The following is a 21,099-nucleotide window of genomic DNA, read 5'->3' on the forward strand; positions in this document are numbered from 1 at the left end:
GATGCGACAAAGAGTCGCTTGGCCTGAATCATGCGGAAAGCGGCGGCGAATCGGCGGCGCAGTGTACGCATGGGCGTGTCGCGGCGAGCAGTCCTCGGTGAAGTGCACCCGTGGGAGTGAGGGTGAGGTGCATATATGTACCTCCCGGGGAAGCCTGAGGGTCCGCACGAACGCACCCCCCAGAGGACTGGCTGATCATGGGCGGATCAGCGCCGCGCCGGGACTGCCACCTGCCGGTGGAGACGACCAGTTTCGTCGACCGGCGGAGCGAACTGGCCGAAGGGCGCGAACTGTTGGCCAGGGCGAGACTGGTCACCCTGACGGGCCCGGGCGGTGTGGGCAAGACCCGCCTGGCCGGCCGGATCGCGGCCCGGGTCGAACGCGCCTTCCCCGACCGCGTCCGCTTCGTGCACCTCTCCGGTCTGCGCGACCCGGCCCTGGTCCCGCTGGCCGTGGCCGACGCGCTGGGCCTGCACGACTACTCCGAACGCCCGGCGCTGGAGGCGCTCGTGGAGCGCGTACGGGAGCGCCGACTGCTCCTGGTGGTGGACAACTGCGAGCATCTGCTCCCCGCCTGCGCCGCCCTGGCCGGCGCCCTGCTGCACGGCACGGCCGGCATCCGCGTCCTCGCCACCAGCCGCCATCGCCTCGGACTCACCGAGGAACACCTGATGGAAGTACGGCCGCTGCCGGTGCCCGACCCCGACGGCGACCTCACCGCCGCCGACGGCTACCCGGCCCTCGCGCTCTTCGCCGACCGCGCGGCGGCAGTCGTGCCCGGCTTCCGGCTGACGGCCGCGAACCGCTCCTCCGTCGCCCGCCTCTGCCGCCGTCTCGACGGCCTTCCGCTCGCCATCGAGCTGGCCGCCGTCCGGATGCGCGTCCTCGACGTCGACCAGCTCCTGGCCCGCCTCGACGACCGCTACCGCCTGCTGACCGGCGGCAGCCCGGCCGTGCTGCCCCGCCACCAGACCCTGCGGGCGGCGGTCGACTGGAGCCACGAACTGTGCGACGAGCGAGAACAGGTCGTGTGGGCACGCCTGTCGGTGCTGGCGGGAAGCTTCGACCTGGAGACGGCGGAGGCGGTGTGCGCGCAGGACGAGCTGCACCTCCACGACGTCCTCGACGCCGTCGCCGGCCTCGTCGACAAGTCCGTGCTGTGCCGGGAGACCGGGCCGGACGGCGGGCTGCGGTACCGGCTGCTGGACAGCCTGCGGCACTACGGGCTGGAGCGGCTCCGGGAAACCCCGGGGGAGGAGCGCGCCGCCCGCACCCGGCACCGCGACTGGGTGCAGCACCGGGCCGCCGGCTGCGAGCGGGAGTGGTTCGGACCCGGCCAGCCGGACATCGTCGCCCGCCTCCGCGCCGACAGCGACAACCTCCGCGCCGCCCTGGACTTCAGCCTCACCACCCCCGGCGAGGCCCACGCCGCCCTCCGGCTGGCCGGCACCCTGTGGTTCTACTGGCACGCCTGCGGAGCCCCCCGCGAGGGCCGCTACTGGCTCGATCGCGCCCTCGACGCCAACCCCGACCCCACCCCCGAACGGGCCCGCGCCCTCTGGACGGCGGGCCTCCTCGCCGGCTGCCCCGAGGACCTCACCCGGGGCCGCCGCCGCGCCGAGGAGGCCCGCGACCTCGCCCACCGCCTCGGCGACCTGGCCGAGGCGGCCCACGCCGAGTACGCCATCGGCGTCATACGCCTCTTCAGCGACGACCTCCCCGGCGCCCTCACCCACTTCCGCACCGCCGTCGCCCGCGGCCGCGCCCCCGGCCAGCACCTCAGCCTGCTCGGCCTGGACCACGTCGAACTCGCCTGCGCCCTGGCCTTCCTGGGCCGCGCCGACGAGGCCATCGAGGTCTGCGAGCAGACCCGCCGGCTGTGCGCGGCACACGGCGAGCAGTGGGTGCTGTCGTACGTGGAACGCATCCTCGCCCTCGCCCACACCGTGAAGGGGGACGCGGAGCCGGCCGAGGAGCACGCCCGTGAGGCGCTGCGCCTCAAGCTCGCGGTCCACGACGTCGTCGGCCTGGGCCTCACCCTCGATCTGCTGGCCCGGATCGCCACCGACCGCGCCGCCCACCACCGCGCGGCCCTGCTGCTAGGCGGCGCCGACCGCGCCTGGACCGACGTGGACCGCGACCGCTGGGGCTCGGCCTGCCTCAACGCCACCCGCCGCGCCGCCGAGGAACGCGTCCGCGAGGCCATCGGCCCCGCCGCCTTCCGCCGGGCGTACGACCGCGGCGCCGCCCTCGCCCTGCCCGAACTCGCCGCCCACGTCCTGGACGCCGGGGGCGACGAACCCGGGCAGCGGCCCCCCTTCCCCGAGGGACACCCCGACGACCCGTCCGCCCTCACCGTCCGCCTCACCCGCCGCGAGGCCCAGGTCGCCGAACTCGTCGCCGAGGGACTCGCCAACCAGCAGATCGCCGACCGCCTGGTGATCGCCCGCCGCACCGCCGAAGGACATGTCGAACGCATCCTCAGCAAGCTCGGCTTCAGCAACCGCAGCCAGATCGCCGCCTGGGTGACGGCCCAACGCTGACACCCGGACCGCCGGAAAGCCCCAGCCCGCACCCGCGCGACCGCACGCGTCACTCCAACCGACCCATGGGGGATCCATGACCGCTCAGTCCTCGCCCTCCCACTCCACGGGCACGTTCGACCACCGCATGACCGTCTTCGGCACCGACGAGGCCTTCGTCGCCGACGCCCTCGCGTTCCTCGCCGAGGGTCTCGCCGCCCCCGACGAGCCCCCGCCGATGGCGATCCTCGCGCCCGACAAGCTGGACCTCCTGCGCGACGCCCTCGGCACGGACGCCCGGCACGTCGGTCTCCTCCCGCACACCGACTGGTACACCGGCTCCGCCGCCAACGCCGTCGCCCGGGCCGCCGCCCACCTCGCCGGACACGCCGGCCCCGGCGGCCGTATGCACCTCCTCATGGAACCGGTGTGGAACGGCAGGGCCGGCCGCTCCCCGCGCGAGAGCGCCGAGTGGATCCGCTACGAGGCCCTCGCCAACCTCCTCTTCGCCCCGACGGCGACCACCGCGATGTGCGTCTACGACACCCGTACCGCGGGCGCGGTCCTCATCGAGGCGGCCCGCCGCGCCCACCCCGACACGGGCGTCTACGAGGACCCGGCGCGGATCGCCGCCGAGCTGGACGCCGTACCGCTGCCCCCGACCCCGTCCGACACGCAGTGGCTCGCCGAACCCGCGCCGGAGGCCGTCCGCGCCTGGGCGGCCGGGCGCGGACTGGACCCCACCGACGCGGAGGTGTTCGCCACCGCCGTCACGGAGGCCGCCACCCTCGGCCAGGTCACTGGCGCCCTGCTCTGGGGCGAGGCACCCGGGTGCGTCTGCGAACTCTCCCTGGCGGAGCGCATCGACGATCCCCTCGTCGGCTTCGTCCCGCCCGCGGCCCCCGAGCCGGCACCCGGCCAGGGGCTCTGGTACGCCCGTCAGACGTGCGCGTACGTCGACGTCCGTCGCGCGTCCGGCGGGGGTACGGCCGTACGCCTGCAGTACACCTGATCCCACCCCCGCGGGAGGTGCGGGTACGGAATCGGGTAGTCCTCCCCGTACGCGGAAGGCGCGGGGAGGACATCCTGAAGCCATGGCCATGCTGCGACTCTCCGGCGGACACCCCCGCCTGGACCCCGCTCCCCGGTTCGGCGCCTACCCCCAGCCGCCGATGGGGGCCGGTCACGCCAGCGTCGAGTACGACCCCCGGCCGGCCGCCGTCCGGGAGGCCCGGGCGCAGGTGCGAAGACAGTTGGAGGTCTGGGGGCTCGCGGACCGGGGCGATCTGATGGACACCGCCGAGCTGCTCGTCAGCGAACTCGCCACCAACGCCCTGTTGCACTCCGCGACCCGCTTCCGGCTCACGCTGACCGCAGCGCACGGGACGCTGCGCTGCGAGGTGGAGGACAGCGGCCGCCGGACGCCACAGGTGCTGGAGGCCGGCGGCGCGGAGAGCGGGCGGGGGATGTTCCTGGTGGACGCCCTCGCCCGGCGGTGGGGGTGTCACCAGGACGGGGTGGGCAAGACGGTGTGGTTCGAGCTCGGCACCTGCGGGTGCGAGTAGCTCACGTGTGCCCTCTTGCAGGCTCGGCCCCCTTTGCGCTTTCTTGACCCTCATGGCGGACACCACGGGTAACCCCACTGACACCGAGGCATCATCCGGCATCGACAACAACTCCCCCCGCAAGAGCAGTTGGAAGTACATCGGACCCGGCATCGTCGTCGCCGCGACCGGTGTGGGGGCAGGCGATCTGGTCGCCACCCTCATCGCGGGCAGCAACTTCGGCTACACCCTCCTCTGGGCGGCGGTCGTCGGCTGTCTGGTGAAGATCTCCCTCGCCGAGGCCGCCGGCCGCTGGCACCTCTCCACCGGCCGCACCCTGTTCGACGGCTGGGCGAGCCTCGGCCGCTGGACGACGTGGTTCTTCGTCGTCTACGCCGTCATCTGGGGCTTCGTCTACGGCGCGGCCGCGATGTCGTCGAGCGCGCTGCCGCTGCAGGCGCTGTTCCCGGACGTGATGGACCTCGAATGGTGGGGCATCGCGTGCGGCCTGGTCGGTCTGGTCTTCGTCTGGTTCAACAAGTACGCGGTCTTCGAGAAGGTCATGACGGTCCTGGTGGGCGTCATGTTCGTGGTGACGGTGTACCTGGCGATCAGGGTCACCCCCAACCTTCCGGACGCCTTCGCCGGACTGCTGCCCGTCCTGCCCGACGAGAAGGACTCCGTCCTCAACACCCTCGGCCTGATCGGCGGCGTCGGCGGCACCATCACGCTGGCCGCGTACGGCTACTGGGTCAACGCCAAGGGCTGGACGAACACGGGCTGGATGAAGGTGATGCGGCTCGACAACCGCGTCGCGTACGTCACGACCGGCATCTTCGTGGTCGCGATGCTCTTCGTCGGGGCGGAGCTGCTGCACTCCGCGAACGTGGCGATCGCGACCGGCGACAAGGGGCTCATCCAGCTGAGCGACATCCTGGAGGCCGAGTACGGCGCGGCGACGGCGAAGTTCTTCCTGGTCGGCTTCTTCGCCACGTCCTTCACCTCGCTGATCGGCGTCTGGCACGGCGTCAGCCTGATGTTCGCCGACTTCGTGGCCCGCTACCGGACGCGGTCCGAGGCCCGGGGCGAGGAGGTCGCCTCCGGCGAGCGCGAGCGCTCCTGGCCGTTCCGGGCGTACCTGCTGTGGCTGACCTTCCCGCCGATCGTGCTGCTCTTCCAGGGCCAGCCCTTCCGCCTGGTCATCCTGTACGGCGTCCTGGGCGCGGCCTTCCTGCCGTTCCTGGCCGGCACGCTGCTGTGGCTGCTCAACTCCTCCCGTACGCCGAGCCGGTGGCGCAACGGGCCGCTGAGCAACACGATGCTGGTGCTGGCGGGACTGCTGTTCCTGGTGCTGTGCGTGAAGCAGGTCTGGGACCAGCCGTGGGCGGAGTTCTTCTGAGTCGAGTTAGTTGACTTTCGCAAACTTGAGTTTAGCAAACTTGAGTTTGGCAAGTACCTCTCCTAGGCTACTGCTCCCCTAGGAGAGGTACTGTCCCGTGGCCGTGACCGTGCTGGACGACAAGACCGCGCTCGTGCTCATCGACCTCCAGGCGGGCACGCTCGCCGCCCCGACCAAGCCGTACGCGGCCGCCGAGGTGGTGGCCCGGGCCGCCGAGCTGGCCGACGCCTTCCGCGCCGCCGGCGCCCCCGTGGTCCTGGTCCGCATGGCCACCGCGCGCGACGGCGCCGACGCGGTGCCCGGTCGCAGCGAGGCCGCCCGGCTGGCCGGCGGCCGCTCCCGCCCGTACGACCTGGGCCCGATCGCCGAACCGCTCACCGGCCACGACGGGGACATCCACGTGCCCAAGCGGAACTGGGGCGCCTTCCACGGCACCGACCTGGACATCCAGCTGCGCCGACGGGGCGTCACCCAGATCGTCCTCGGCGGGATCGCCACCAGCCTCGGCGTCGAGTCGACCGCCCGCGCCGCCCACGAGCACGGCTACCACGTCACGTTCGCGGTCGACGCGATGACCGACATCGACGAGGACGCCCACCGGCACAGCGTGTCGTACCTCTTCCCGCTGATCGGCGAGCCGGGCACCACGGAGGAGATCCTGGCGCTGCTCAAGGGGTAGCCCCTCAAGGGGTGGTCGTGTCGCTCAGCCACTGCGGGCTGAGCGCGATCCTCCGCAGCTGCGAGAGGGTGAGGGCGGGCTCCTCGCGGGTCGCGTCCTTGTTCTGGTCACCGGTGTTGAAGGCGCTGACGACGACCCGCAGACCGTCCTTGCGCAGCGTGTCGGCGGTCCACCGCACGACCCCCGCCCCGCCCTTCTCGCCGGGCTCCTTGCGCACCGCGACCCGTGTGCCGTCGGCGAGGGTCTCGGCGTCGGAGCCGTAGCTGCCCGCCACGTCGGACATGCCGGGCTGCACATTGATCTGGACGAGGCTGTGGCCCTTGCCGTCGTCGACGACGAAGTAGCCGTACTCGGTCTCCTGGCTGCCGCTGGAGACCACCGAGACCCCCTTGGGCAGCAGCAGCTTCAGCTTGCGCAGGATCGCCGTGCCGGACATCTCGCCGGGACGGGTGGGGGTGCTCCAGGCGGCGGCCGGCGCCTTCTCCTCGGGCATCGCGTCGATGATCTTCCGCCACTGCGCGGCCGAGGCCAGCGTCTTCAGCTGCCGCGGGCTCAGGGGCGGGTCGGTCCGGGTGATCGGTTTGTCCTTCTCCGCCGGGGAGTTCCACTCGAGGAGACTGACGTGGTGTCCGTCCGGGGTGACCAGGTCGGCGCCCCACGCCTTGGTCTCGACGCGGTGGTCGGGATACTCGTACCCCTGGTAGACCGTGATCGCGGAGCCGTCGGACAGGCTCTCGGTCGTGCAGCTGTCGTAGCCCGACTGCGAGCTCTCGGGGCAGGGCATCACCTCGGCGGAGGGGTCGATGTCCGTCCCGCTCGATGTGACCCGCTCCAGGCCCAGGGAGATGGACCCCTCGCCCTTGCCGTCGTCGAACACGCCCACCGCGAGCGGCGGCAGGTCCTCGCCCGTGCCGCGCGCCTCCGTCTTCGTGAACTTCCCCTGGGGGAGGAGCTTCTGGAGCGTACGGACGACGTCGTCGCCGGAGTAGGTCTTCGCCGGCTCGGGAGTGGCCGTGCGGCTCGCGGCCACGGAGGTGGGCTGCGGGGCGGGCGCGCCGTCCCGGGGCACGAGCAGTGCCCCGCCCACCCCCACGAGGGCGAGGCCCGCCGCGCTCCCCACGATCGCGGTCCGACGCTGCAACTGCAGCCGCCGGCCGCGCCGCGCACCGGCGGCGGCGAGCTCGGTGCGGGGGGAGTCGAAGGCGCCGCCCACCTGGTGCAGGGCGGCGGAGAGCCGGTCCTCGAAGGGGTCGGTCTGCTGGTCTGCGGGCATGGTGAACCACCGTTTCCACGGGCTGGGAATGATGTCGGGGAGGGGAGCGGAGTGGAGGGGAGTGGAGTGGAGGGGAAGTCGAGGGGAAAGGGAAGGGAAGGGGCGGGTCGGGGCGGGTCGGGGCGGGGCCGTTCAGGGACGGACGTACTCGCCGATGTCCTCGCCGAGCAGCTCCCGCAGCCGCCCCAGCGCTCTCGAGCACCGGGTCCGTACGGCCGCGGGGCTGGCGTTCATGGCCCCGGCCGTCTCCTCGATGGACCGGTCCTCCCAGTACCGCAGCACCACGACGGCCCGGTCCTTGGCGGGCAGCCGTCCGAGGGCCTGGAGCAGGGTGAGCCGCAACGGGGTGTCGGTGCGGCTCCCGTCGGGCACGTCGGGGAACGCCTCCACGGCCCGTTCACGGCTGCTGCGGCGCCGCTGGTGGGCGAGGAAGGTGCGGGTCAGGACGGTCTGCGCGTACGCCGCCGGGTTGTCCACCCGGGACATCCGGCCCCAGCGGACGTACAGCCTGCCGAGGGTCTCCTGGACCAGGTCCTCGGCGAGGTGGGTGTCCCCCGCGGTGAGCAGACACGCGGACCGGTACAGATGCCCGGTGCGTGCCGCCGCGAACTCGGCGTACTCGTCCGCGCGGACCTTCCTCATACGAGTCCCCCTGTTCGGTTGCCGTGCTGTCCTGGCTGTCCTCACCTCATTGATGCGGTGGGGTGGGGGAAATGTTTCAGAGGGGCCGGAAAGCAGGATCACAGGGGGTGCCGGGTAGGTTGCCCGGGTGACAGACCAGCCGCCGCCGCCCCCGGCCGTCCCGCCGGGCTTCGGACCGCCGCCGCCCTCCTTCGCGCCGGGGCAGGCCCCGTATGTCCAGGGACCGCCCCAACCGCCCGCGCCCGGCCCGGAGTTCCTCGCCGTCGACAAGCACAACTCGGTCGTCGTCGACGTGTCCGGTGTCGCCTTCGAGATGTACGACATCACGGTGGAGTTCCCCTGGCCCGAGATCCGCAGCGTCCACTACAAGGCGAGCCCCAACGGCAAGGCGCTGATGGTCGCCGTGGTCCACGTGGACGGCAGGGTCTACGAGTGTGTGGTGAACGCCAAGCCGCGGGAGCTGCTGCAGGGGTGGTTCGCGCAGCTGGCGTGGGTGCTGGGGTACTACCGGCCGACGGGATGAAGACGCGGCCGGACCCTGGGGGGAGGGTCCGGCCGCGTCGCGGGGGTGCGGAGAGTGGTCAGTGGGCGGCGACCTCGAAGGTGGCCGCGCGGGGCACGAACTTCGTGCCGCCGTCCTTCGACGTCGCCAGGGTGGAGACGTACCAGGTGCCCTTGGCCAGGTCGGCGGCCTCCGCCTCGGTGACCTTCAGGGTGTAGGCGCAGCGGTACGTCTCGTCCGAGACGGCCTGGCACGTGGCGCTGTCCACGTGCCGCAGCTCCGCCTCCGTCGGGTCGAGCTTCGAACTCGCGGGCCAGGCGATGACCTTGAGGTCCTTGATCCCGTTGTCGTCGACCACGTCCGCGGTGAAGGTGACCGAGCCGGCCTTGTCGCCCGAGGGGGCGACGTAACGCGCCGAGCCGTTCTCCACGGACGGGTCCGTGGGGGCGAGGGCCCACGCGAGACCGCCGGCGGCCACCCCGCCGAGGACGACGACGGCACCGATGAGGGACGAGACGAGAACGCGCTTGGACATGGTGATTCCCCGTGGGTAGGTGTGTGGTGTCGGAGGCGGTGGTCGACCGCTTCCCCGATGTGATCGAGCCTAGGTCCGGGGGCCCGGTGAAGTCCTCGCGCCGCAGGACGATTGCCGCCTCGAACCGCGGGTGGAGGATCTGCAACCCAGGTAAGAGAACGGGATACGCCTCCAGCGGGAGTCGGGCTCCTCACCTGCGCACATAGCCTGGGCGCACCATGAAGCGAACCGACGACCGGCTGCTCCCGGTCCTGTTGATCTGCGTCCAGGCCGTGGTGTGGCCCGGGGCGGCGCTCGTGCGCGGCACCCTCCCTTCCGCGTCCGACCTGCTCGTGGCGGCCCTGGTCGCCGGACCGGTGACCGCCGCGCTCGCCCTGCGCCGTGCCCGCCCGGTGACCACCCTGGTCCTGGTGGCCGTCGCCTGCGGGCTGGGGGCCGGGCCGCTGCCCGTGGGAGCGGTGGCCGTGTTCGGGACCGCGGGCGTCGCGCTGGCCCTGTTCACCGTGGCGAGCGAACGCGACACCTTCACCGCCCTGCTGTGCGTGGCGACGCTCCCCTTCTGGCAACTGGTCCAGGACGTCACCCTGCACGGGCTCAGCGACAGCAACGGCCTCGGTGTCGTCCTCACCGCCCTGCTGTACGTGACCTCGTGCGGCAGCGGTCTGCGGGCCCGGCGGGCCCGGCGCTCGAGGCAGGCGGCCGAGCACGCGCTGCGGCGCGCCGAGGCCGAGCGCCACCGGCTCCCGGCCGCCGAACGGCGCCGTATGGAAAGGGAGTTGCATGACGTCAGCGCCCACCATCTGACCGCCGTGGTGGTCACCGCGGGCGCGGCGCTGGGGCTGCGCGAGCGGCGGCCCGAACTGGCCGAGGAGGCTTTGCGGTTCGCGGCCGAGACCGGCCGTGAGGTCACCCGGGCCCTTGGCGCGGTCCGGGCGCCGGCGCCCTCGCGCGAGGACCTGCCCACCCCCGAGGAGCGGTTGCACGTGCTCGTCGCCGGGTTCCGCCGGCTCGACCAGCCGGTCGACTGCGAGATCGACCCCCTCCCGGACGGCGTCCTCGCGGACGCGGCGTACGGCATCGTGCGCGAGGCGCTGACGAACGTGGCACGGCACGCACCCGGTGCGCACACGACGGTGCTGTGCCGGTACGGCGAGACCCGCACGGACGTCGTGGTCACCAGCGCGGCCCCGCCGGCCGGGGCGGCGGCGCACGCCGCGGGGCTCGGCGGCGGCCGCGGCCAGGGCTTCCTGCGGTCCCGGGCCCGGGAGGCGGGCGGCACCCTGACCACCGGACCGACCGCCGACGGCGGCTGGGAGGTACGCGCGACCCTGCCCGGCCGGACCTCCGCCCCGGTGGAGGGAAGCGTCCCCCGCCGCTACCGCGTCGCCCAGGTCGTCGCCGCGCTCGGCCTGTCCCTGCAACCGCTGCTTCCCGCGCTGGTGATCCGCGCGGACACGGCGACGTACACCTCGCACATCACCGCGGGCGCGCTGTTCGCGCTGCTCGGCGCGGCCCAGGCGGTCGCCCTGCTGTGGCTGCGCCGGACGCCTCGGCTCGCCCTCGGCGCGCTGCTCGCGCTGGCCGCGCTGTGGCCGGTGGCGATGGCGGTGGGCGACTACACCGGGCCGGTGCTGCTGCCGCCCGCGCTGAGCATGCTCGCCACCTGCGCGGCCCTTGCCACCTGTACGGCCCTCGCTGTGACCGTGTTCCCGCAGGTGGCCCTCGTCGGCGTCGCCGTGGCGGTGCACGCGGCGGCCCTGACCGACGCCGTCCTGGACCGGGGGACGGGCCTGCCCGGCTGGGCGGTCGGCGCGGCGGCGGTCGCCGGGACGGCCCTCCCCGTCGCCGCCGCCGTAGGGGCCGGAGCCCTGCGCGGGCGGCGTGAGGCGGCCGTCCGGGGCGCGCGGGAGGAACGGCTCGCGGCCTGGACCGAGGAGGCGGTGCGGGAGGCGTGGGCCGAGCGCCGCCGGATCGCCGCCGGTCTGGAGACCACCGTGCTGGCGCGCACCGCCGCCATGGTCGCGGAGGCGGAGGCGGGCCGCCTCGACGCCACCGCCGACCGCGCCCGCGAGGCACTGGCCGCGATGCGCGCCCTGCTCGACACCGTCCGGGAGGGGGACGCGACACGCGAACTGCGCCCGCAGCCCACCCTCCAGGCCCTCGACCTGCTCGCCCATCAGTGCCGGGCCACCGGCCGCGAGGTGGAGATACGGCTGACCGACCGCGTGCCCGAGCGACTGCCCACGGCGGTGGACCTGACCGCCTACCATGCCGCCGAGACACTGCTCGCGGCCGGTGGCGGGGAACCCGCGGTGCTCGAACTCGACGCGGACGGCGATACGTTGACGCTGACCGCTACCGGTGTGCCGCTTGGCGCCCGCCCCGCCGTACGGGAGAGGCTCACGGCGCGGGTCGCGGCGCTCGGCGGCACTCTGGCCACCGGTGCGCCGGGCCCGGTCAGCCTGCGGCTGCCGCTCACGCCGGTTGCGGAGCAGGGCGATGAGGAGAGGGAACGATGAGTCTCAAGGTGCTGGTCGTCGACGACCAGGGCATCGTACGGGCGGGTTTCGCCGCCGTGATCGACGCCGAGGAGGACCTGACGGTCGTCGGCGAGGCCGGGGACGGCGCGGCCGCGGTGCGGCTGGCCGAGGAACTGGCCCCCGACGTGGTCGTCATGGACGTACGGATGCCCGAACTGGACGGCATCGCCGCCACCCGCATCATCACGGGCCGGGAGAACGCGCCCAGGGTCCTCGTCCTGACCACCTTCGACCTCGACGCGTACGTCTTCGACGCCCTGCGCGCCGGTGCGTCCGGCTTCCTCCTCAAGGACGTCCATCCCGCCGAACTCCTCCAGGGCATCCGGGTCGTGGCCGCCGGCGAGAGCGTGCTCGCCCCGTCCGCCACCCGCCGGCTCATCGGCCACTACGCTGCGGGAACGGGCGGCGGGACGTCGGCCGCGAACGCCTCCCACGAGCTGGACAGCCTCACCGGCAGCCAGCGGAACGTCCTCACACTGGTCGCGTCCGGCCTCAACAACGCGGAGATCGCCGAGCAGCTGGGCATCACCGTGGGCACGGTCAAGTCCCACGTCAACGCCCTGCTCCGCAAACTCGGCCTGCGCGACCGCGTCCAGGCGACGATCCTCGCCTACGACCTGGGCCTGGCCCGCCCGAACCCACCGGGCACCCACCTCTGACGACCCTGACCAAGGAGCCCGCCACCGTGACCGGCACCGACCCGGCCTCCGATCCCGGCCGCCCCTTCGCGGCCCGCGTACGCCATGTCCTCACCGACGTCTTCGCCCTCGCCTACCTGGCGATCTGCGCGGTGCTGCTGCTGTGGGCCCTGGTGGTGACGGCCACCGACGACACGGGCGAGGCCATGGCGGGAGTCATCCCCCTCCTCGCCACGGCCCCGGCCAGCCTGATCCTGCTCTTCCTCCCGGACCACCTCTCGATGGCCGTCCTCGCCATCGCCTTCGGCGCCCTGTGCAACGCGGCGATCATCGGCTGGTGCGCCCGCACGCTGCGGCGGTGACCGTCGGTCAGCAGGAGCGGTACACGCCCTCGGGGTCGTCCGCGGCCACCTCCGCGAACTCCTCGAAGTCCATGTTGCCGATCGACAGATTCGCGTGGATGTCGTGGATGCCGGCGGGGGCGGTGCGGAACTCCCGGGGCGGCGGGGAGTCGATGAGTTCCTGGTAGTACACCGGGTCGAGGTTCTCCACGTCCTCCGCTTCGAGGAGGTCGAGGGCGAGGAGGGCGCGACGGGGGGAGCGCATGGTGACGCCGTCGGCCACGAACACCACGCTCAGCTCCTTGTCCCGTCTCGCCGCCTCCCGAACGTCTTCCGGCGTGGCTGCCGCCCACGCCGGGTCGTCGACGAGGAGGAGGTCGGCCGCGTACTGGCCGTCCTCCCCCCACGGGCGGGACGCCTCCTCCGCCACTTCACGCCACGCCGTCTCGTCGGTGTGGTCGGTCCTGATGATCAGGGCCTCGAACTCACCACGCCCGACGATCTCCGGCAACCCGCCCATGTGCCCGTCCTCCGGTCGACACCTCTTCCTTCGTCGACCATCTCACCGGGCACTGACAATGCCGTGGTCCGACGCCGTCGTCACGGCAGCGCGTGCACGTGCGGCCCCACCGAGGAGGACCACGCGTTGCCTGCCGCCGCGTCCCAGTTGGTGGACCAGGTCATCGCGCCCCGTAGGTCGGGGTAGGTCCTGGACGGTTTGAAGGAGCCGCAGTTCGTGGCCTTCGTCAGGCAGTCGAGGGCGTTGTTGACCACGGTCGGCGAGACGTAGCCGCTGCCCGCGCCGCTGGTGGAGGCCGGCAGGCCCAGTCCGACCTGGGACGGGGCGAGGCCGCCCTCCAGCTGGATGCAGGCCAGGGCCGTCAGGAAGTCCACCGAGCCCTGGGAGTAGACCTTGCCGTCGCAGCCCAGCATGGAACCGCTGTTGTAGTACTGCATGTTGACGACCGTGAGGATGTCCTTCACGTTCAGCGCGGTCTGGAAGTAGGAGTTGGACGTCGACTGCATGTCGATGGTCTGGGGGGCCATCGTCAGGATCAGACCCGTGCCCGCCTTCGACGACAGGGAGCGGAGGGCCTGGGTCATGTAGGTCGCGTTGAGGCCGTTCTCCAGGTCGATGTCGACGCCGTCGAAGCCGTAGGTCTGCATGAGTGAGTAGACCGAGTTGGCGAAGTTCGTCGCCGAGGTCGTGTCGTTGATCGAGACCGTGCCGTTCTGGCCGCCGACCGAGACGATCACCTTCTTGCCGGCCGCCTGCTTCGCCTTGATGTCGGCCTTGAACTGGTCGACGGTGTAGCCGCCCAGGCCGGCCGAGTCGAGGTTGAAGGTCACCGCGCCCGGAGTCGTCGTCGCGTCGGCGAAGGCCACCGCGATGATGTCGTACTGGGACGACACATCCGAAATGCGTTGCACCGTCGCGCCGTTGTTGAAGTTCTGCCAGTAGCCGGTCACCGCGTGCTTCGGGAGCGAGGCGCCGGGCGTCCCGGTCGCCGTCGTCGTGCCCGTCACCGCCGCCGACTTCGGCGACTCGCCCGCCGTGTTGGTCGCCGTCACCTGGAAGCTGTACGACGTCGAGGCCGCCAGCCCGGTCACGGTCGCCGAGGTGCCGGTCACGGAGGTGACCTTCGTACCGGCCCGGTAGACGTTGTAGCCGGTCGCGTTCGACACCCCGGACCAGGACAGGGACACCGAGGACGAGGTCGTACCGGAGACGGTCAGGCCGGCCGGTGCGGCCGGGATCGTGGGGGCCGGGTCGCCGCCTCCGCCGCCGTCGGGGCCGTAGACCGAGACATCGTCCGCGTAGTACGGCTGCTGGCCGTACCAGCCGTGGGTGTAGACCGTCACGGAGGTCGTGGACGCGCCTGTGGTGAAGGTGGTCTGGAGTTGCTTCCAGGTCGACGAGTCGGGGGTCCAGGTCGAGACGTCCGTGGTGCCGGTGCCGGTCACGCCCAGGTAGGTGTAGCCGCCCTGCACCCAGGCGCTCAGCGTGTACGTGGAGTTGGGTTTGACCGCGACCGTCTGGGTGCACTTGGCGTTGTCCTGGCCGGCCGGGGTGCCCTTCAGGGCGGCCGCGCCGCCGTGCACCGGCGAGGAGACGGTCGTACCGCTGCCCGCCGAGCAGGTCCAGTTGGTGAGGCCGGACTCGAAGCCGGCGTTCTTGGCGTTGTTGAGGTCCGCGGCGGACGCCTGAGCCGCGCCCGCCAGGGACAGGGCGAGGGCGGCGGTGACCGCCCCCGACCACAGTCTCGTCACTCGTTTATGTGGGGACATGACAACACGTTGGTCCAGACCAATTCACTTGTCAAGGGATCCACTTGTGGAGGGTCCGTGTGCGTAACCTGCCCCGGTTTGCCGTGACTTGCGAGAAGAACAGTTGCCTACCAGCTACGGAAAGCTGTTCTCCGGCCACAGGGGCGTGGATACAGTGCTGAGGTAGTCACGCAATGAAGTCACCTCGGTGCGCCGGAGTAACCCCGGTGGGCCGGACCGCGGGAATCGGGGAGCTGCGCGTGCCAACAGCCATTGCCGTGACCGGCGCCGACCTGGCGCTGCCGCCGCAGGACGAACGGACCCTGCCCGCCGCCGTGCTCGCCGACCTCGACCGCCGGCCGCTCGACGAGGCCCTGACCGCCGTACAACTGCTCGTCGAGCAGCACGGACATGTCGTCGTCGTCTACTCGCGGGCGGTCCCCCCGGCCGTGGAGCAGCGGCTGCACACCATCCGCTCCCTCCTCGAGAGCGACCGCATCGCGCTCTTCCGGCCCGACCTGCCGCCGCTCGGAGTCGCCGTCCTCGCCCGCCAGTTGCGCCAGCTCGCCTCCTGCGACCTGGGGCCCGGCGTGCTCGCCTCGGCGGGCCGGCTGCTCACCCACTACATCCACGCCGGGGCGCTCCTCGGCTCCGTCGCCCGGCTCGACCGCGTCCCGGTCGTCGGACTGAAGTCGCATGCCCGGTCATGGGTTCCGGGTAGTCAGTTCGGCGTGCTCGCCCATCCGCAGCCGGAGCTGGTCAAGGCCGCTCCCGACGTCACCCTTCCCGGGCCGGAGTTCGGGACGTGGATGCTCGTCGGCCGCGGCCAGCTCCAGTCCGACTGGGTCACCGGCACCCTCGCCCCCGCCTGGCGGGTGCAGGGACTGCGGGAGACCGAGGCCCCCGCCGAGTCCGCCGACTGGTGGGGGACACCCAAGCTGATCGAGTTCTGCGCCTATCTGCCCGACCTGTCGGTGCTCTACCAGCTCGTCGCCTCGGTCCGGCAGGGCGTCTGCCACTGGTGCGGGATCGACGTCATCGGCGACCGCTGCGTGTTCTGCTCCGCCACCCCGCCGCCCCCCTCCGAGCTCACCGCCCGACCCGTCCGCGCCCTCACCGCGGGCGGCTGAGACCGCCGAAAGACCCGTCCCGCTCGACCCGACCCCCAACGAGGTTGCACGGTTCATGAACTCCCGTCAGCGCCGCGGCGTGATTCTCCTGCTCCTGTCGGTGTTGTGCGCCCTCGGTGCCTTCGCCGGCGTCCTCTCCGTCATCGACGACGTGAACTCCAAGGTCGGCCCCGAGGTCACCGCGTACGAACTACGGTCCGACGTGGAGCCGTACACGGCCCTCGACGAGGGGCAGTTCAAGAAGATCGAGATGCCGGAGCGCTGGCTGTCCGAGAACGCCGTGACCGACCTCTCCGCGATCCGCGGCAAGATCGCCGTGACCACCCTGAAGAAGGGCTCGCTCCTGCAGAGCGACATGATCGTCGACCGGCCCGCCCTCCAGCCGGGGCAGCAGGAGGTCGCCATCATGGTCGACGCGGCGACGGGCGTGGCAGGCAAGATCAGGCCCGGGTACTCCGTCAACGTGTACGCCACCTTCGAGGGCGCCCGCGACAGCGACCCCGACCAGTCGAAGATCATCGTCACCAACGCCCGCGTCCTCGACGTCGGCGAGATCAAGGCCCTCGACCCCGACCGCAACGACCGCGACAGTCCCACCGACGCGGTCCCCATCACCTTCGCGCTTTCCACCCTGGACGCCCAGCGCATCACCTACGCCGAGTCCTTCGCCAAGCGGGTCCGCCTCGCCCTCGTGGCCCCCGGCGGCGACACCACGATCCCCGACCAGGACCGTACGTACGAACTCGTCACGGACAAGTGAGAGGCCGCCGCCCATGCCCACGAGGATCCTCCCGGCCGTCGGCGACGCGGACGCGGTCCGCTCCCTCACCACCCTGCTCAGCCAGCTCCCGGACGCCGAACCGGTCACCCCGGTCGCCGACTCCACCCAGCTCGTCGACACCCTCGCCCGCCTGGCCGCCGAGTCGGTCGACGAACTCCCCGAGGTCGTCGTCGTCCACGAACGCATCGGCCCCGTACCGGCCCTGGAGCTGGTCCGCGAGGTCGCCCTGCGCTTCCCGGCGGTCGGCGTCATCCTCGTCACCACCGACGCCGGCCCCGGTCTCTTCCAGGCCGCCATGGACTCCGGCGCACGCGGCCTGGTCACCCTGCCCCTCGGCTACGAGGAGCTGGCCAACCGCGTCCAGGCCGTCGCCCAGTGGTCCGTCGGCGTACGACGGCATCTCGGCCACGGCGGCGACGTGTTCCCCGGCGTCGGCGGCACCGTCGTCACCGTGAGCGGCGCCAAGGGCGGCGTGGGGACCACCCTGACCGCCGTCCAGCTCGCCCTCGCCGCCCAGGCCTCCGGCCGCCCCACCGCGCTCGTCGACCTCGACCTGCAGACCGGCGACATCGCCTCCTACCTGGACGTCCAGTTCCGCCGCTCGGTCGTCGACCTCGCCGCCATCACCGACATCTCGCCCCGCATCCTCGCCGAGGCCGTCTTCCGCCACGAGACCGGAGTGGCCCTCCTGCTCGCCCCCGGCGAGGGCGAACGCGGCGAGGAGGTCACCGACCGCGCCGTACGCCAGATCCTCGGCGCCCTGCGCTCCCGCTACGAGGTCGTCGTCGTCGACTGCGGAGCCCAGCTCAGCGGAGCCGGCGCGGCCGCCGTCGAGATGGCCGACCGGGCGCTGCTCGTCACCACCCCGGACGTGGTGGCCGTCCGGGGCGCCAAACGCACCGTCCGCATGTGGGACCGGCTCCAGGTCCGCAAGGCCGAGGAGACGACCGTCGTCGTCAACCGCCACAGCCGCGGCACGGAGATCCAGCCGCAGCTCATCCAGAAGATCACCGGCACGGCCGTCGCCGCGACCACGGTCCCCGCCCACTTCAAGGAACTCCAGGCCGCGGTCGACGCCGGCCGCGTCCACGCCCTCGACGGCAAGGGCACCGTCCGCCAGGCCCTGTGGGCGCTCGCGGCGGAACTGGGACTCGTCAAGGCGCCCGAGACGGCCCTCGTGCGCCGGGGCGGGCGCGGGCGGGGCGGGGACCGCGGGGCGGTCGGGTTCCGGCGGCGGAAGGAGTGAGGCCGTGAGGAGAGCGTCCGTGCGCGACCGGGGGCAGGTCACCGTCGAGTTCCTCGGCATGACACCGCTGATCCTCGTGACCCTCGTGGTGGTGTGGCAGTTCGTGCTCGTGGGATACACGTTCACGCTCGCGGGGAACGCTGCCGACGAGGCGGTGCGGGCGGGCACGGCGGCACCGCCGGGGGCGCGAAACGCGGCCTGCCGACAGGCGGGCCTGGACAAGCTGGGGGACGCGTGGAGGGGGAACGCGGTGGTGAACTGCGGCGGCAGCGGCTATGTGACCGCCGAGGTCTCCCTGCGCGTGCCCGTGCTGTTCCCGGGCGCGATCGACTTTCCGTTCACGGTGCGCGGCCACGCGGGCGCCGTAGAGGAAGAGGACGGCGACTGAGATGCCGTACGGACCGCGCGGACGCGGCGACCGGGGTCAGGTCGCACTGGAGTACCTGGGGTTCCTGCCCCTCCTGCTGCTGGTCGCGCTCGGTGCCGTCCAGCTCGGGCTGTTCGCGTACGCCGCCCAGCAGGCGGGCACGGCGGCCCGGACCGGGGCCCGCAGCGCGTCCCTCGACCAGGACTACGGCGGGGACTGCGCACGCGCGGTGAGCAGCTGGCTGTCGGTGAGCTGCTCGAGCGCCGACCTGGGCGACGAGGTGCAGGTCACCTCCACCGTCACCATCCCGTCCGTCATCCCCGGCATCGGGAACTTCGGCACCGCCCGCAAGACGGCCACGATGCCGGTCGACCACTGAAGGAAGGCGGCGAAGCCATGAGCCTGCGGGCACGCATCACCTCCCCCGAGGAGCAGGGCGGCCGGGGCGAGGACGGCCACCTGGTCACCTCGTACCGGGCCAAGCTGCTGGAGGAGATCGACCTCGCCGAGATGAGTTCGCTCGCGGCCGCCGAGCGCCGGGCGCGCCTGGAGCGGGTGCTCGGGCACATCATCAGCCGCGAGGGCCCCGTGCTGTCGACGGCCGAGCGGTCGCAGCTGATCCGGCGGGTGGTCGACGAGGCCCTGGGACTGGGCATCTTGGAGCCGCTCCTCGAGGACGCCTCCATCACCGAGATCATGGTGAACGGCCCGGACGCGATCTTCGTCGAACGGGCCGGCCGGGTGGAGCAGCTCCCCCTCCGGTTCGCGTCGAACGACCAGCTGATGCAGACGATCGAGCGGATCGTGTCGACGGTCAACCGACGGGTGGACGAGACGAATCCGATGGTGGACGCGCGGCTGCCGTCGGGCGAACGCGTCAACGTGATCATCCCGCCCCTGTCCCTGACCGGCCCGATCCTCACCATCCGCCGCTTCCCGCGCTCCTTCACCCTCCACGAGCTGATCGGCTTCGGCTCGCTCGACGAGCCCATGCTGTACCTGCTGGCGGGCCTGGTGCAGGCGAAGTTCAACGTGATCGTCTCGGGCGCCACCGGCACCGGGAAGACCACCCTGCTGAACGCCCTGTCCGGACTCATCCCGGAGAGCGAGCGCATCATCACCATCGAGGACTCGGCGGAGCTCCAGCTCCAGCAGTCGCACGTCATCCGCCTGGAGTCCCGGCCGCCGAACGTCGAGGGCAACGGCCGGATCACCATCCGCGACCTGGTCCGCAACTCGCTCCGGATGCGCCCCGACCGGATCGTGGTCGGTGAGGTCCGCGGCGGCGAGTCGCTCGACATGCTCCAGGCGATGTCGACGGGCCACGACGGCTCCCTGGCCACCGTCCACGCCAACAGCGCGGAGGACGCGCTGATGCGGCTGCAGACCCTGGCGTCGATGTCCGACGTGGAGATCCCGTTCGTCGCCCTCCACGACCAGATCAACAGCGCGGTCGACGTGATCGTCCAGCTCACCCGGTTCGCCGACGGCGCCCGGCGCGTCACCGAGATCGCGGTGCTCGACAGCCATGGCTCGGAGCCCTTCCGGCTGGCGACCGTCGCCCGCTTCGACTCCCAGCCGATGACCGCCGACGGCCGGGTCCACGGCGCGTTCACCTACTTCCCCCTGCCACGCCGCACCGCCGACCGCCTCTACATGGCGAGCCAGCCGATCCCCCAGGCGTTCGGGGTCGCACGTGACGCACTCGAACTGACGACAAGGGAAGCCCGGTAGCAGCCATGGACCTCGACAGCCTCATCGCCCTCACCACCGGGGTGACCCTGCTGGCCCTCACCCTCGCCGTCGTCGGCGTGCACGTCTACGCCAAGGGCCGCGCCCAGCGCGCCGCCCTCGTGGAGCGCCTGTCGTACACCGGTCAGGTCCCCCTGAGCGGGCGCCGGCGCCGGTTCCGCGAGCTGGACCGGCGGCTGCGCCGCACGAAGGCCGGCCGCAGGCTGGAACTGAAGCTTGCGGCGACGGGTCTCGACGTCACCCCCGGCGAGTTCTTCGTCTACATGCTCGCCACGGTGGCGGGCCTGTGGCTGGTCGGACAGGCCACCCTCGCCCCCTTCTTCGGCCCGCTGGCCGGACTGCTCGGCATCTGGGCGGCCCTGCAGTTCCTCAACTGGCAGCGGCAGAAACGCATCGAGAAGTTCATCAACCAACTCCCCGAACTGGCCCGCATCCTGGCCAACGCCACCCACGCCGGCCTCGCCCTGCGCACCGCGATCGGCATGGCGGCGGAGGAACTGGAGGCCCCGGCCGGCGAGGAACTCGGCAAGGTGGCCAACCAGCTGGCGGTCGGCCACTCCATGGACGACGCCCTCGGTGAACTCGCCGACCGGCTCCCCTCCCGCGAACTGGTCGTCCTCGTCACCACCCTGGTCCTCTCCAACCGCGCCGGCGGCCAGGTCGTCGGCGCGCTGCGCAACCTCACCGAGACGCTGGAGGAGCGCAAGGAGACGCGCCGCGAGGTACGGACCCAGCTGTCCCAGGTCAGCATGACCTCGTACGCGGTGCCGGCCCTCGGCATCGGCGCCCTGTTCCTCATGGACAGCGTCAACGACGGCACGCTGGACCGGATGACGAGCTCCGCCGTCGGCCAGGCATGCGTGATCATCGCCTTCGGCCTCTACGCCGTCGGCTTCCTCCTCATCCGCCGCATGTCCCGCATCGACGTCTGAGGAGGGGA

Annotated in this window: 21 protein-coding genes; 16 read left to right on the forward strand and 5 right to left on the reverse strand. The window is 72.3% G+C overall.

The window, feature by feature from the left end; genetic code table 11:
* The first annotated feature begins 197 nt into the window (after positions 1–197).
* From ACIRF9_RS15465 to ACIRF9_RS15485, 5 genes are all read left to right on the forward strand, one after another.
* The gene (locus ACIRF9_RS15465) at positions 198–2,543 is read left to right on the forward strand and encodes an ATP-binding protein (RefSeq protein WP_403821102.1); all 2,346 of its coding nucleotides are present in this window, start codon (positions 198–200) and stop codon (positions 2,541–2,543) included.
* A gap of 76 nt (positions 2,544–2,619) precedes the next feature.
* On the forward strand, positions 2,620–3,534 hold the full coding sequence (locus ACIRF9_RS15470) for an anti-sigma factor RsbA family regulatory protein (protein ID WP_403821105.1): 915 nt from the start codon (positions 2,620–2,622) through the stop codon (positions 3,532–3,534).
* Between the two features lie 160 nt (positions 3,535–3,694).
* Positions 3,695–4,087, forward strand: coding sequence for an ATP-binding protein (locus tag ACIRF9_RS15475; RefSeq protein WP_403821246.1), 393 nt, complete (start codon positions 3,695–3,697; stop codon positions 4,085–4,087).
* Between the two features lie 52 nt (positions 4,088–4,139).
* Positions 4,140–5,465 carry an Nramp family divalent metal transporter gene (locus ACIRF9_RS15480; RefSeq protein WP_403821108.1) on the forward strand — a complete coding sequence of 442 codons (1,326 nt, stop codon included), beginning with the start codon at positions 4,140–4,142 and terminating at the stop codon, positions 5,463–5,465.
* Positions 5,466–5,562: 97 nt separating this feature from the next.
* Entirely contained in the window at positions 5,563–6,144 is a 582-nt protein-coding gene (locus ACIRF9_RS15485; protein WP_403821111.1) for an isochorismatase family protein, read from the forward strand.
* 4 nt (positions 6,145–6,148) lie between these two features.
* Here ACIRF9_RS15485 and ACIRF9_RS15490 read toward each other — a convergent pair whose 3' ends face one another.
* Together ACIRF9_RS15490 and ACIRF9_RS15495 are read right to left on the reverse strand one after the other, a co-directional pair.
* Positions 6,149–7,417 carry a hypothetical protein gene (locus ACIRF9_RS15490; RefSeq protein WP_403821114.1) on the reverse strand — a complete coding sequence of 423 codons (1,269 nt, stop codon included), beginning with the start codon at positions 7,415–7,417 and terminating at the stop codon, positions 6,149–6,151.
* Between the two features lie 132 nt (positions 7,418–7,549).
* Entirely contained in the window at positions 7,550–8,059 is a 510-nt protein-coding gene (locus tag ACIRF9_RS15495; RefSeq protein ID WP_403821117.1) for a SigE family RNA polymerase sigma factor, read from the reverse strand.
* Positions 8,060–8,186: 127 nt separating this feature from the next.
* Here ACIRF9_RS15495 and ACIRF9_RS15500 point away from each other — a divergent pair, with 127 nt between their 5' ends.
* A complete protein-coding gene (locus tag ACIRF9_RS15500; protein WP_403821120.1) occupies positions 8,187–8,582 on the forward strand; it encodes a hypothetical protein in 396 nt (131 codons plus the stop codon).
* A gap of 58 nt (positions 8,583–8,640) precedes the next feature.
* Here the strand turns inward: ACIRF9_RS15500 and ACIRF9_RS15505 are convergent, their stop codons facing one another.
* Positions 8,641–9,096 carry a DUF5707 domain-containing protein gene (locus ACIRF9_RS15505; protein WP_403821124.1) on the reverse strand — a complete coding sequence of 152 codons (456 nt, stop codon included), beginning with the start codon at positions 9,094–9,096 and terminating at the stop codon, positions 8,641–8,643.
* 218 nt (positions 9,097–9,314) lie between these two features.
* Between ACIRF9_RS15505 and ACIRF9_RS15510 the strand changes: the two genes are divergently transcribed.
* The 3 genes from ACIRF9_RS15510 to ACIRF9_RS15520 are packed head-to-tail and all read left to right on the forward strand — an operon-like array spanning position 9,315 to position 12,636.
* Positions 9,315–11,615: a histidine kinase gene (locus ACIRF9_RS15510; protein ID WP_403821127.1), complete on the forward strand. Its 2,301-nt coding sequence runs from the start codon at positions 9,315–9,317 to the stop codon at positions 11,613–11,615.
* Positions 11,612–12,295, forward strand: a complete 684-nt coding sequence (locus tag ACIRF9_RS15515; protein ID WP_403821130.1) for a response regulator — start codon at positions 11,612–11,614, stop codon at positions 12,293–12,295. Before ACIRF9_RS15510 ends, ACIRF9_RS15515 begins: the two co-directional genes overlap by 4 nt.
* Before the next feature lie 26 nt (positions 12,296–12,321).
* Positions 12,322–12,636: an SCO4225 family membrane protein gene (locus ACIRF9_RS15520; RefSeq protein ID WP_403821133.1), complete on the forward strand. Its 315-nt coding sequence runs from the start codon at positions 12,322–12,324 to the stop codon at positions 12,634–12,636.
* Positions 12,637–12,643: 7 nt separating this feature from the next.
* On the opposite strand, the gene ACIRF9_RS15525 is transcribed toward ACIRF9_RS15520, so the two are convergent.
* Positions 12,644–13,135 carry a DUF6924 domain-containing protein gene (locus ACIRF9_RS15525; RefSeq protein ID WP_403821136.1) on the reverse strand — a complete coding sequence of 164 codons (492 nt, stop codon included), beginning with the start codon at positions 13,133–13,135 and terminating at the stop codon, positions 12,644–12,646.
* An 80-nt stretch (positions 13,136–13,215) separates the two neighbouring features.
* Positions 13,216–14,904: a chitinase gene (locus ACIRF9_RS15530; protein WP_403821139.1), complete on the reverse strand. Its 1,689-nt coding sequence runs from the start codon at positions 14,902–14,904 to the stop codon at positions 13,216–13,218.
* A gap of 239 nt (positions 14,905–15,143) precedes the next feature.
* Between ACIRF9_RS15530 and ACIRF9_RS15535 the strand changes: the two genes are divergently transcribed.
* Genes ACIRF9_RS15535 through ACIRF9_RS15565 form a run of 7 tightly spaced genes read left to right on the forward strand, consistent with a single transcriptional unit; the run spans position 15,144 to position 21,091 of the window.
* Entirely contained in the window at positions 15,144–16,013 is an 870-nt protein-coding gene (locus tag ACIRF9_RS15535; protein WP_403821142.1) for a hypothetical protein, read from the forward strand.
* Positions 16,014–16,068: 55 nt separating this feature from the next.
* Positions 16,069–16,773, forward strand: a complete 705-nt coding sequence (gene cpaB, locus ACIRF9_RS15540) for a Flp pilus assembly protein CpaB (protein ID WP_403821145.1) — start codon at positions 16,069–16,071, stop codon at positions 16,771–16,773.
* 13 nt (positions 16,774–16,786) lie between these two features.
* A complete protein-coding gene (locus tag ACIRF9_RS15545) occupies positions 16,787–18,040 on the forward strand; it encodes a CpaE family protein (protein WP_403821148.1) in 1,254 nt (417 codons plus the stop codon).
* Positions 18,041–18,098: 58 nt separating this feature from the next.
* The gene (locus ACIRF9_RS15550; RefSeq protein WP_403821249.1) at positions 18,099–18,428 is read left to right on the forward strand and encodes a pilus assembly protein; all 330 of its coding nucleotides are present in this window, start codon (positions 18,099–18,101) and stop codon (positions 18,426–18,428) included.
* A gap of 1 nt (position 18,429) precedes the next feature.
* Positions 18,430–18,786, forward strand: coding sequence for a TadE/TadG family type IV pilus assembly protein (locus ACIRF9_RS15555; protein ID WP_403821151.1), 357 nt, complete (start codon positions 18,430–18,432; stop codon positions 18,784–18,786).
* A gap of 17 nt (positions 18,787–18,803) precedes the next feature.
* Complete coding sequence (locus tag ACIRF9_RS15560) at positions 18,804–20,141, forward strand: CpaF family protein (RefSeq protein WP_403821154.1); 1,338 nt, start codon at positions 18,804–18,806, stop codon at positions 20,139–20,141.
* A gap of 5 nt (positions 20,142–20,146) precedes the next feature.
* Positions 20,147–21,091, forward strand: coding sequence for a type II secretion system F family protein (locus ACIRF9_RS15565; RefSeq protein ID WP_403821157.1), 945 nt, complete (start codon positions 20,147–20,149; stop codon positions 21,089–21,091).
* Positions 21,092–21,099: the final 8 nt, after the last annotated feature.

The organism is Streptomyces sp. NPDC096132, from assembly GCF_044763345.1.
In the GTDB taxonomy this organism is placed as follows: domain Bacteria; phylum Actinomycetota; class Actinomycetes; order Streptomycetales; family Streptomycetaceae; genus Streptomyces.

Excerpts from the sequence above, each read along its gene's own strand:
- ACIRF9_RS15465 (WP_403821102.1), top strand. The coding sequence starts at position 198 with ATGGGCGGATCAGCGCCGCGCCGGGACTGCCACCTGCCGGTGGAGACG.
- ACIRF9_RS15470 (WP_403821105.1), top strand. The coding sequence starts at position 2,620 with ATGACCGCTCAGTCCTCGCCCTCCCACTCCACGGGCACGTTCGACCAC.
- ACIRF9_RS15475 (WP_403821246.1), top strand. The coding sequence starts at position 3,695 with ATGGGGGCCGGTCACGCCAGCGTCGAGTACGACCCCCGGCCGGCCGCC.
- ACIRF9_RS15480 (WP_403821108.1), top strand. The coding sequence starts at position 4,140 with ATGGCGGACACCACGGGTAACCCCACTGACACCGAGGCATCATCCGGC.
- ACIRF9_RS15490 (WP_403821114.1), bottom strand. The coding sequence starts at position 7,417 with ATGCCCGCAGACCAGCAGACCGACCCCTTCGAGGACCGGCTCTCCGCC.
- ACIRF9_RS15495 (WP_403821117.1), bottom strand. The coding sequence starts at position 8,059 with ATGAGGAAGGTCCGCGCGGACGAGTACGCCGAGTTCGCGGCGGCACGC.
- ACIRF9_RS15505 (WP_403821124.1), bottom strand. The coding sequence starts at position 9,096 with ATGTCCAAGCGCGTTCTCGTCTCGTCCCTCATCGGTGCCGTCGTCGTC.
- ACIRF9_RS15510 (WP_403821127.1), top strand. The coding sequence starts at position 9,315 with ATGAAGCGAACCGACGACCGGCTGCTCCCGGTCCTGTTGATCTGCGTC.
- ACIRF9_RS15515 (WP_403821130.1), top strand. The coding sequence starts at position 11,612 with ATGAGTCTCAAGGTGCTGGTCGTCGACGACCAGGGCATCGTACGGGCG.
- ACIRF9_RS15525 (WP_403821136.1), bottom strand. The coding sequence starts at position 13,135 with ATGGGCGGGTTGCCGGAGATCGTCGGGCGTGGTGAGTTCGAGGCCCTG.
- ACIRF9_RS15530 (WP_403821139.1), bottom strand. The coding sequence starts at position 14,904 with ATGTCCCCACATAAACGAGTGACGAGACTGTGGTCGGGGGCGGTCACC.
- cpaB (WP_403821145.1), top strand. The coding sequence starts at position 16,069 with ATGAACTCCCGTCAGCGCCGCGGCGTGATTCTCCTGCTCCTGTCGGTG.
- ACIRF9_RS15545 (WP_403821148.1), top strand. The coding sequence starts at position 16,787 with ATGCCCACGAGGATCCTCCCGGCCGTCGGCGACGCGGACGCGGTCCGC.
- ACIRF9_RS15550 (WP_403821249.1), top strand. The coding sequence starts at position 18,099 with ATGACACCGCTGATCCTCGTGACCCTCGTGGTGGTGTGGCAGTTCGTG.
- ACIRF9_RS15555 (WP_403821151.1), top strand. The coding sequence starts at position 18,430 with ATGCCGTACGGACCGCGCGGACGCGGCGACCGGGGTCAGGTCGCACTG.
- ACIRF9_RS15560 (WP_403821154.1), top strand. The coding sequence starts at position 18,804 with ATGAGCCTGCGGGCACGCATCACCTCCCCCGAGGAGCAGGGCGGCCGG.
- ACIRF9_RS15565 (WP_403821157.1), top strand. The coding sequence starts at position 20,147 with ATGGACCTCGACAGCCTCATCGCCCTCACCACCGGGGTGACCCTGCTG.